Raw genomic sequence first — 10,495 nt, forward strand, 5'->3', positions numbered from 1 at the left:
TTGATGACGACACCGCGCTCGTTTCGGTGATGTGGGCCAATAACGAAATCGGCTCGATCGCTCCGATGAAAATCATTGCCGAACTCTGCCATGCTCGTGGCGTGTTATTGCACAGCGATGCGACTCAGGCGGTGGGCCGGATCCCGGTGGACATGCTCGACGCTGATGTGGATTTGCTGAGTGCGGCGGCACACAAATTTTATGGCCCCAAAGGTACCGGTATCCTAGTGGTCGGCAATGGCAATCGCCGAGTGCGAATGAAGCCACAAATCGTCGGCGGCGGACAGCAGCACGGACTGCGCAGCGGCACACTGAATTCCGCTGGGATTGTGGCGATGGCAACGGCACTGGAATTGGCAGTCGATGATATGGACAGTCATCACGAACAGATCGGTCGGATGCGAAACCAGCTATTCCAACTGTTGTGCGAGGGGATCGACGGCATCCAACTGAATGGAATTCCACTCGCCTCGCCCAACCGCTTGGCGGGCAATTTGAATCTACAACTCGAATTGATCGAAGGCGAAGCATGGATGGCAGCAACGCCATCGGTCGCATTCAGTAGTGGCTCGGCATGTAGCAGCGTCGATGCAAAGCCGAGTCACGTGTTGACCGCGATCGGGCTCAGCGAATCCGAAGCGCGACGGAGTGTTCGATTCGGAATCGGGCGGTTCAACACCGAGCAACAGATCCAACAGGCGGCGGAGTGGTTAATCGAAGCACACGCCAAACTGCGTCGATTATCTTAGCTGCTAATTCGCGCAAACCCAACCAAATGAAATTCCAGAACAAGAGACTGTGTTTATGAGTGGTGAAGGATCGATCACACGCTTTGGGGTACTCGGCACGGGGCGGATCACACGGCGATTGGTCGCCGACATTCAATCGACCGACGGTGCCGAAGTGACTGCGATCGCCAGTCGAACGAGCGAACGAGCCCGATGGCACGCCGATCAATATGGCATCGCTGCCGCGGTGGAGGGTTACGAATCGCTATTGGTACGAGATGATGTCGATGCGGTTTATGTTGCATTGCCGCCATCGATGCATGCAGAATGGTCGATTGCGGCGGCCAAAGCGGGCAAGCACGTGTTATGCGAAAAACCGCTGACGTTGTCCACCAAACAATCGCTTTCCGTTCACTTGGCTTGTGAAGCCAATGGAGTTCGCTTGTTGGACGCAACCGGGTGGTTGCATCACGAGCGGACCGAAATGTTTCGCCGCTGGTTAGACGAAGGCCGGTTTGGAAAAATTGGACACATTAGTGCCGCTGTCTCGTTTTTCCGTCCCTTCATCACCGGCGAACATCGCCTCGACCCGGCTTTGGGCGGTGGATGTTTAATGGATCTCGGTTGGTATGTCTGTTCGTTGGCAAGGTTTATCGCCGGCGGTTTGCCCAACCGTGTGGTTGCCGGACGTGTCGTCCGGCAAGGAGTCGCCCAGCGGATCACCGCGATGATGTGGTTCGACCATGACGTGACGGCAACGCTATCGTGTGGCTATGACACGTCGACGCGAAAGTGGTTCGAGGTCGCCGGCAGTGACGCATCACTGGTGTGTGATGATTTCACTCGCCCCTGGCACGATCGTCCCGCCCGCTGCTGGATCCATGATGCAACCGGAGGCGTCGAGCAGTTTCCGTTCGAAGGCAACCAGGAACGCCGGATGATCGCGAAATTCATCAGCGACGAACCTCTGGATGCCTATCACCAACAAGCTCTCGATACCCAGCACATGATCGATGCGATCCATGAATCCGTGGAAATTGCCCACGACGACACCTAGCAGCAAAACAAATTGTTGCGAGCATTGATCCCTATGGCGTTTGTGCTTTTTAGCATAGCTGAAGTCGTTGACGGCTTGTTGAATTATTGAGCCGCGACGCGTCAGAGAACGTCCGGCTTAGGGTGACTCTAACAACTCGCATTCGTTCTTTTTTTAAGGCCGGAGGCCGGTACAATTCATGCCGGTGGTATTAACCACCGGTTTGGAATGCAGCAGATCCATGGGCGGAGGCCGACACATTTACTCAGTCATTGTGTCGGCCTCCGGCCTTTGCAGCTCATTCGCTACATCCCGTGGCCTTACGGCCACGGCAGAGGATGTATCGGCCTCTGGCCTAAGCCGGACGTTCTCGTCAGCGGCCGGGTATAACGCACTACCCGGTGCCTTATGGCCCGCGGCACAGCGTGGCGATTTAAATCTCGATTAAATCCGCGCTGTGCGGATCGATGAAGTCGGCCGGTAGGAACCGGCCGTTCGCTCTGCCAACGTCTCGCTTTATGCCGACAACTCGCTGGCGGCAGCCTCGTCCAACACGAATGTCACATCGGGGTGCTGCTCGAGCCACGATGCGGGAACATCTTCGCTGGCTGCATCTTTTAGCGACCGACGCACCGCTTCGGCTTTGTCTTTGCCGGTGGCCAACAAGAGGATCTGTTTCGCTTCTAGGATGGTGCCAATTCCCATCGTAATTGCAGTCTTGGGCACCTCGTCGACCGAAGCAAAAAAGCGGGCATTCTTTTCGATGGTGGACGGTGTCAACTCGACCACACGCGTTCGTGTGCTGGGTGACGACCCGGGTTCGTTAAAGGCGATGTGCCCATTGTGACCGATTCCCAACAACTGCAGATCGATGCCTCCGGCAGCAGCGATTTGGGCTTCGTACTGGACGGCGTGCGCGTCAGGATCACTTGCACCGCCCTCGGGAACAAACGTGTTGTTCGGATCAATGTCAATGTGATCAAACAATTCGGATTGCATAAAGTGGCGAAAGCTCTGGGGGTGCGTTCCGCTCAGTCCGATGTATTCGTCCAAATTGAAGGAGGTCACATTCTTGAAATGGACTTTCCCGGATCGAAAGTCTTCGACGATGTTCGCATAGGTCGCAGTCGGCGTTCCACCGGTCGCTAAGCCGAGAACAATCGACGGGTTTGCATTGACCGCAGCGACGATCATGTTTGCCACGGTGCGCGATGCCGTTGCTGCATCCGTACAAACAATAACTTTGGCAGCGTGAGCATTCGTTGAATTTGAGGCGGGTTTGTGCATGTCACTCCTAGAGTTAAACGATCTCGTTGTCGACACTTTGGACCACATCGATCAAGAGTTGAGACCAATCGCCATGAGCACGAACGGCTCGGGACATCATGTCGCGTTTGTCGGGATGCACAAACACGCGAACCCGTTTGACTTGATCGTCGAATTGTTGCCGTGCCAGGGCGCGTGCAACCGGCGAAACGTTCGCCAGCGTCACCCCGAGCGGTGGTCGACTCTGTTTTTCAGTGACTCGGGCATCCGCATTGCCACTGACATCAACATTGACATCGGCGTCACTTGCGGACGGATCGAAACTGCCGTCACGCAGGATAACATCGACATTGATGTCGACTTCGAGTTTAACTGGCGGTGCATCAATCAGAATGTCTTCGGCAACGACTGTTTCGCCAGTCATTGATGACACACGAGTGGCCAATTTTTCACTTGCGGCAACCAACCACCAATAGGGACGTCGGGCGATTTGACGATGCACTTCGACCGACTGACCCTCGACCGCATCGATGGCGTTAAATTCAGCGACTCGTTTGTAGAGCCGACGTTGGGCACCAAACAATCCGTCGACAAGAGGATGGGGGTTCCCAAGCGAGGTGCCGCGAAGAGCGTTGCTGGTTTCGACAAGTCGAGTAACCCACTGGGCATCGTTCAACTTGAATGTGGATTCAAGTTCGATTTTGTCCTTCATTAAAAACACGGCACGCTGCAGCATTGCGGTGGCCGAGCGAACGGTGTGATGCCAATAGACTTCGCTAAACATGACGTAGCGAGCAAACACCATCATCTCGGCCGCGGTTCGCCCTTTTTCACCGATCGCCAATATACCTTTGTTCGGATGAACGCACATCGATTCAATCAGACGCCCGACGTCGAAGTTGCGGCCATAGGGGACGCCCGAATGAAGGCTGTCGCGTTGCAAATAATCAAGTTTGTCGATGTCGATCGGACCGCTAAGACAGCTGCGTAGAAAAGCAAGCGGAATAGGACTCGTTTGCGATGCTGCGGATTTCTTTGCCGGTTCTAGTAGATCGACGACGTCTTGGATCTCGCACGACCAATCCTGCTCGATGCACTGCCGAAGCTCGGATTGATCGATCCACTCGGAAACGCGAGATTCGTGCTCGCGGAATCCCGTTAACCTCATATCTTCGATCGGATGACAATACGGCCAGTGTCCGACATCATGGAGCAAGGCCGCCAGCACAAACGCGTCTGCCGAACGAGCATCCAGGGGCGGGTTCAGCGACGCGTCGCCGGTGAATCGAGCCAACAACCGCAGCGAATTCAGATAAACGCCTAACGAATGTTCAAACCGCGAATGGGTTGCCCCTGGGTAAACCAACGCCACCATCCCTAGCTGGCTGATTGACGCCAAGCGACGCATCGGTGGTGAATCGATGATGCGTCTGACGCGGGGCGAGATCGGGACTCCTTCGGCCGGCGGAATGCGAACCAGCGAAGAAGCTCGGTTCAACTGGGCGACTTCAGGAATCATACGGCCGGTCATCCCATCTCACTTGCATTGCCAATCCGGCTTCGCGGAGCCGCGCGTCTTCCTGACTTTCCACTCCCGCCAACGTGACGCCGGCGATCAAGGCCAACAAGATCGCAGACAACAGATACAGTCCAGCGTGAGTCAGACCGCCCAGCATTTCGACTTCGAACGTGTTCATGGCAATGAACGTTCCCACCCCCAGCATCACGCACAGAATAATTCCGAACGTCATATAATTCATCTCCGACGCCTTTTCGAGATCGAACACGTAGGTGGGGACAAACGCGTAGATGATCCAAAGCGAGGCGTAGAGCGCCGAGCAGATCAACACTCGATTTCGCAATTCGATTCCCGTGTACGGCTCGAGTTCTTGGTCGTAGACAAACGAGTACCCCCAACGGACCAAAGGGGGGGCAATCACGATTAAACCAATGATTTGTGCAATCAGCGGGGGCCCCTCTTCGCCGCTGAACAAGCGAAGCCCAATCGCGATTGCCAGAGCGGCGACCACCGCCGAGATCGTGATGGCCAAGCCTTTGCGGGTGACATCCGTTTCGGTGCGTTTGATCGGTTTCAGGACGCTGACGCCCTTGCGATCCTTCGGCGCTCCGTCATCGGGCGCATGAATCACCACTTCCTCGGACTTGTCCGGGACCGCTATGGTACTCTTGCAACCGGGACAGGGTCCCTTTTTGCCGGCGAACTTATCGCTGACTTGGAATCGCTTAAAACAATTTGGACAGGTTACTTGGATCGGCATGAAACAGAATCAAGAAAAGCAGGAGCCGTGTCATGGGAAAGGCGACAGTATAGCGACTTTACCGTCGGCACATGTGGTACTGTACCAGCCTGAGATTCCTGGGAATACCGGCAACATTGGGCGAACCTGCGTCGCGGTGGGAGCCAAGTTGTGGATCGTTCACCCCGCAGGTTTCCAATTGGACGAAAAGCACGTCCGCAGGGCAGGTTTGGATTACTGGAAGCACCTGATGATCGAAGAGGTGGTCAATTGGGATGCCTTGACCGAAAAACTCTCGCCACGCCGATTTTTCTATTTTTCACGGTTCGCCACCAAGACGATCTGGGACGCCAGCTTTCAAAACGACGATGTGTTTGTCTTCGGTAGCGAGTCGTCAGGGTTGCCCGAATCGATCCTCGATCGCGACGCACCGAACGCACTGCGGGTCCCCACCACCGGCAAAGTGAGAAGTTTGAATCTTGCCACCACCGCCGGCATCGTGTTGTACGAACACCAACGGCAAGTGCGAAGCCTCGGCGAGTAAGTCGCCAATCATTTTGACATTACGATGTATGCCGACAGGCCTGCTTTGATTCTTCAAGCCGCTTCGTTCGCGGCGCTGAGCGGATTGATCTCGATGCTGTCCCTAGCCAACGCCTATTTATCGTGTGTTGCTAGTCACGCAGCACCGATCAGGCAAAAAAAAAACGCTCCCAGGCGTTGGATCCTGGAAGCGTTGGCAGGTTGTCGACTTTGTGCGAACAGATGTTCCTACTGTCCCGGAGGGCCGAAGTTGAACTGCGGCATTGCCCCGGCGCCGCCGGGGAAACCGGCAGCGGGGTTTGCGGCTTCAGCCCCGTCACTCTGGAACAACTCTTCACGACTGAGGCGAAGCTTGCGATAGGTTTCTTCGGGAATCACGTAGTACCAATCGGCAAAACGAGCATTCAAATCTCGAACCGCTCGACGTGCCACCTCGAGCTTGTCTTTTCGCTCGTCCAGCATCCGCTGATTGGCTTTCGTGATCTTCTCTTGTTCCGAAGCCAATCTCTCGAGCATCTCTTCTTCGCTTAGCTGTTCGGAATCCGCAGCGTCATCCTTCTCAGCATCCTTATTTTCAGCGGCTGGTTTTTCGTCAGCCGAATCCTTGTCAACCGAATCCTTGTCAGCCTTGGCTTCTTCGGCATTCTCTACAGCTGCGGGCTCGGCTTCTGACTCAGCATCGTCCTCCGCATCATCTGCGACTTCCTCCTGAGCTTCGCCTTGACCGCTGGCTTCGCCGGAGCCTTCGAGTTCGCTCTCACCCGATTCCGCAGGCGTTTCGCTTGACTCCGCCTCGACCTCTTCAACCTCCTTGGGCTCGTCTGCCTCCTTGGGCTCGTCTGCCTTTGCGTCTTCGGATTTCGCTTCCTCTGCCTTCATTTCCTCGGCAGGCTTCGATTCCTCGGCAGGCTTGGTTTCTTCAGCAGGCTCGCCTTCTTCGGCAGCTTCGGATTCTTCCGCCGTCGGGTCTTCTTTCATCTCCGCTTCGGAAGTTTTTTCTTTTTCTTCGGTCTCGTTGGAACTTGCTGGATCCGCCTTCGGTTCGGTCTCGCCCAACAACTTCTTCAAATCATCAAGGTTTTGCGGGATCTCTCGCAATTGCGGTGCGGGAAATTTTGATTCATCCACTTGCGTGGTGACCAGCAAGTAGCGATTCACACCGCCGCTTGTCGCTTCCTCGCCCTCTTTGGCCTCCTGGTCCGCTTCGTCGGTCAATCCAGAAACGTTGCCAAAACGAAGCAGGTACTGAACGCCGTTTTTCAGCGAGACGGTCAATTCACCGTTCGCCGAGATCATTTCGTATTCGCCGCCGTCGGAGGTCTGCAGCGGATAGAATCCACGACGCGCCAGCGATTCGAGAGCCTCTTGGTCCGAGACAAGATCTTTATCGGCGCGTAGATTCTCGCTGATGCCCGCCGGTTTGCGAACAACGTCGACGATCTTCAGATCGTCCAACGCGTTCTTCATCTCGTTTAACTTGGTCGCATTGAGCGTTTCGCCGGGTTTGACCGCAACCGCTGTCGGTTCGCCCAAAGGATTGTTCTCGGGATACTTCATCAATTTATCAAGCTTCCACTGCGAACCGTCCATCACAACGTTGGCGACATAGTTCCGCTGCAACGAAATGCCATTGGCCCCGAGACTGGCGCTGTAGTCCTTGATTTCCATCGTGTCGATGTCGATGCTGCTTAGCTTCAACAGGTCTTCTTCGATCCAATCCTGGAATCGAGTCGTCAGCGGGGTGTCGTCAAGTTTGACCACATAAACCGGATCTTGGCCCGGTTTACGGACGTAAACTTTTTCAGGATCGTCTTTCAGTTTGTCGCCAATGATCAAAGAAGCTAACGTCTTTTGCGATTCATCTTTCAGCGTCACCAAGCGGCCGACACCTTCATCGCCACGTTTAAGTTCTTCGAGCTTCGGCTCGGCAACGCCAAGCCCCTCGTGATCCTCAGGATTTTCCGATTGGATATCGAGCACTTTCAAGTCGACGAGCGAGTTCGCTGCCTCTTTCATGTGGTCGACCGCGTCGGCGGGGTAGCCCTTGTTGTTCGGCCCTTTTCGCGAAGGAATCGTCCACTGGCCTGATTCCTTGTCCCGACGAACTTCAAACGACTGCAGCGTCGCATCGACTTCGTCGTAGGTGACAATTTTCAAACTGGCCGCTGTCAACGGATCTTTAAATTCTTCGAATAGCGGTTTACCGACGAATCCGCCGGTTTCGCTTTCGTTTGTCTGGGGCCATGCCACTAGCGTCGCGATGCCGAGCATCACGACCGCAACGACCCAAAAAATTCCTGTTTTCGTACCTTCGTTCACGACTCTATCTCACTATTTCAAACGGCTTTTGCTGATGTTTTCTCGTTCACGCAATCGCCGCGAGGCGAATACAATCACACCGATGATCAATGGTGGGATACAAGGCAGCACGACGGCTGCGGCTTTGACTTGGTTTTGAATCCAAGTCACCTTCTGGTCGGCTTCACGTTGAATGTCACCGATCTTTTGTTCGCGATCACGTTCACTCTTGGCAATCTTGACTTCCAAACGAGTTTGCTCGCGTTCCTGAAGCGTTTGGAACGCTTGGACCTTGGCTTGCAATTTATCCGGAGGCACGCGTCCATTGGCACTTTCTTTCTGCAGTTTTTCCAGCTCTTCGCGAAGTGACTTCAGCTCGGTGTCCATCTTTTCCTGAGCTTCGCGAACGGTCTCGTCATACTCGTCTTGGAATTCCTTACTACGCTTGCTGACATTACTGCTGGCGATTTCCTTGACCGAGTCGATCATTCGCAAGCTCGCGAAAATCGGTTCATGCTTTCGCACCTCGATAAAGTCGGTTTCGCCCGTCAACCAATCGATCGCGTTCAAAATGAACGTCACGTTTTGGAACTGGAAACGCATATCCGCAGCTTGCTTGGGATCGGCTCGGATCTGCAAAAAGACTGGTGACATGATGTCGGTGTCTGCCACGTAGACCGCCTTGATGCCTTGAGCGGCCGCAGGCGACTCGGCTTTCTCGGCTTCTTTGTCCGCGTCATCGTCCTTATCCGCGTCATCGTCGCCGGCTTTTTCAGCGGTGGCCGCAGCGGCTCCTTCGATCGTCATCGCGACTGCCAATCCGGGGCTGACGCTATCGATTTCGCGAGCAACCGTGGTCGCCCCCTGCATGATCTGCTGCACCTTGTTGAACGCCAATAAACCGCTGCGTCCTCCGGTGGACATCAACTTGGTGTGCTTCAGAGTCGAGTTGTCTTTTGCTCGAACCGATGCGGCGTACAGGCATAACACTTGGCGAAGCTTCGACGTGATGACGCTGTTTTCGCTGAGCGCCTCGCCCTCTTCGACCTCAGGTGCATTCTCGTCGATAAAGATCCACAACTCGTTGATATTCCGTTCCAAATTGGGGTACGGATTGAATTGTTGCCAAACCAAATCGGACGAGAACAATCCTTGCATCCCTGGCGTTCCAGGCGATTCGATCTCGAGAGCATCCCAGAGTTCGTGGATATTTCCCTTAGGCACCGGACCGCCGCCACCGAACATGCTACCCGGCGACTGTTTGGGCATTCCCGTTGGCGTAATGGATTGGTCAAACACCGGCATCGGATCTTCAAAGATCGCAACTGGAACGCCCACTTTGATGGCATCGACCAACCGGCTGAATTGATCCGGAGGCAGCGTCGATGGCTGCACCGCGATCATCGCGTCAAACATGCCCGCGGTGACGGGAGCGCCAAGATCCACTTCTTCGACGTCATATTGCTTGGCCAGTTCTTCGACCAACGGATGTTTCGGAGCTTGCGACGGTGACATCCCTTGCATCACCACACCGCCCATCAAACGAGCGTCGGTGGAAACGATCCCAATCCGTTTTCGAGTCCCCTCGGCGACGGTGTTGATCGAGCGAACCAGTTCGTATTCAACCGGAATCCCGTACTCAAAAATCGGCACCGTGACCTTCTCGAGCCCCGATCGGAACGCGGCGCCCAAGATCAGTTCTTTCTGTTGGAACGATCCCTTCTCTCGCACCATGCGAGTCACGGGTTCGATTCCAAATCGCTCTGACGCAAGTGCAGCCTCTTCGCTGAAGAGTTCGATATTGTCGTACAGATTGATTTCGATCGTGCGATTTCGCTTGGCCGCTTCGCTGCGAAATTCTTTCAGCAGGTTGATCAACTCGTATCGAGTACGAGCGTAGATCTCGGGAATATCGGCACTAATAAAGGCGTCGATCACGATCGGTCGATCGGTGTCCAATTCCTGGATCAGCGTTTTGGTGGCGCCGGCCAACGAGCTGACTTTGCCTTCGGTCAAATCTTTGCGATAGTCCCAGTTTCGAAACAGCGTGACCGCACCGGCGGTGATCACGATCAGTGCCAAGACGCGAGCAATATAGTGCCACGCCATCGTGTTTCCATCTTTGCCGCCGGTCCAGTGGCGTCGCCCAATCAAAACCATCGTCGCGTAGAGGGCGACCGCGGCGACAAGCACGAAGTAGCCGACGGCAGACAAACTGATCACGCCGCGACCGAAATCGTCAAACGGACGTGCAATTCCACTGCTGGCCAACCATTCGGCAATCCGTTTGTTGGGGCTGATCGAATCGGCCAGCGAGGCAAACGCAAGTGGGGCGTTAAAGAGGGCGCCAAGGATGAAGCCGACCG

At 54.9% G+C, this 10,495-nt stretch carries 8 protein-coding genes; 3 read left to right on the top strand and 5 right to left on the bottom strand.

Going from position 1 to position 10,495, the window contains the following annotated elements; genetic code table 11:
* The coding region (locus RMSM_RS06790; RefSeq protein ID WP_040764492.1) for a cysteine desulfurase family protein at window positions 1-749 on the top strand (749 nt) is incomplete at its 5' end.
* Between the two features lie 55 nt (window positions 750-804).
* Window positions 805-1,785 (top strand): Gfo/Idh/MocA family protein, encoded by a 981-nt coding sequence (locus tag RMSM_RS06795; RefSeq protein ID WP_008693368.1) that lies wholly within the window; start codon window positions 805-807, stop codon window positions 1,783-1,785.
* Window positions 1,786-2,280: 495 nt separating this feature from the next.
* Here RMSM_RS06795 and nagB read toward each other — a convergent pair whose 3' ends face one another.
* From nagB to RMSM_RS06810, 3 genes are read right to left on the bottom strand one after another with little or no spacing between them, the layout of a single operon-like run.
* Complete coding sequence (gene nagB / locus RMSM_RS06800; RefSeq protein WP_052031532.1) at window positions 2,281-3,051, bottom strand: glucosamine-6-phosphate deaminase; 771 nt, start codon at window positions 3,049-3,051, stop codon at window positions 2,281-2,283.
* A gap of 13 nt (window positions 3,052-3,064) precedes the next feature.
* Window positions 3,065-4,561, bottom strand: coding sequence for an HD domain-containing protein (locus tag RMSM_RS06805; RefSeq protein ID WP_040764494.1), 1,497 nt, complete (start codon window positions 4,559-4,561; stop codon window positions 3,065-3,067).
* Window positions 4,539-5,309, bottom strand: a complete 771-nt coding sequence (locus RMSM_RS06810; RefSeq protein ID WP_008693372.1) for a hypothetical protein — start codon at window positions 5,307-5,309, stop codon at window positions 4,539-4,541. The genes RMSM_RS06805 and RMSM_RS06810 overlap by 23 nt, the downstream gene beginning before the upstream one ends.
* Between RMSM_RS06810 and RMSM_RS06815 the strand changes: the two genes are divergently transcribed.
* Complete coding sequence (locus tag RMSM_RS06815) at window positions 5,308-5,832, top strand: tRNA (cytidine(34)-2'-O)-methyltransferase (RefSeq protein WP_052031533.1); 525 nt, start codon at window positions 5,308-5,310, stop codon at window positions 5,830-5,832. The two genes, RMSM_RS06810 and RMSM_RS06815, sit on opposite strands and share 2 nt — an antisense overlap.
* Before the next feature lie 227 nt (window positions 5,833-6,059).
* On the opposite strand, the gene RMSM_RS06820 is transcribed toward RMSM_RS06815, so the two are convergent.
* Together RMSM_RS06820 and RMSM_RS06825 are read right to left on the bottom strand one after the other, a co-directional pair.
* Window positions 6,060-8,150, bottom strand: coding sequence for a DUF4340 domain-containing protein (locus RMSM_RS06820; RefSeq protein WP_008693375.1), 2,091 nt, complete (start codon window positions 8,148-8,150; stop codon window positions 6,060-6,062).
* Window positions 8,151-8,162: 12 nt separating this feature from the next.
* Window positions 8,163-10,495, bottom strand: a 2,333-nt coding sequence (locus RMSM_RS06825; RefSeq protein ID WP_040764496.1) for a Gldg family protein, incomplete at its 5' end; no start/stop codon positions are given.

It is taken from the genome of Rhodopirellula maiorica SM1 (genome assembly GCF_000346295.1).
GTDB classification, from domain to species: Bacteria; Planctomycetota; Planctomycetia; order Pirellulales; family Pirellulaceae; genus Novipirellula; species Novipirellula maiorica.

Excerpts from the sequence above, each read along its gene's own strand:
- RMSM_RS06795 (WP_008693368.1), top strand. The coding sequence starts at position 805 with ATGAGTGGTGAAGGATCGATCACACGCTTTGGGGTACTCGGCACGGGG.
- nagB (WP_052031532.1), bottom strand. The coding sequence starts at position 3,051 with ATGCACAAACCCGCCTCAAATTCAACGAATGCTCACGCTGCCAAAGTT.
- RMSM_RS06805 (WP_040764494.1), bottom strand. The coding sequence starts at position 4,561 with ATGACCGGCCGTATGATTCCTGAAGTCGCCCAGTTGAACCGAGCTTCT.
- RMSM_RS06815 (WP_052031533.1), top strand. The coding sequence starts at position 5,308 with ATGAAACAGAATCAAGAAAAGCAGGAGCCGTGTCATGGGAAAGGCGAC.
- RMSM_RS06810 (WP_008693372.1), bottom strand. The coding sequence starts at position 5,309 with ATGCCGATCCAAGTAACCTGTCCAAATTGTTTTAAGCGATTCCAAGTC.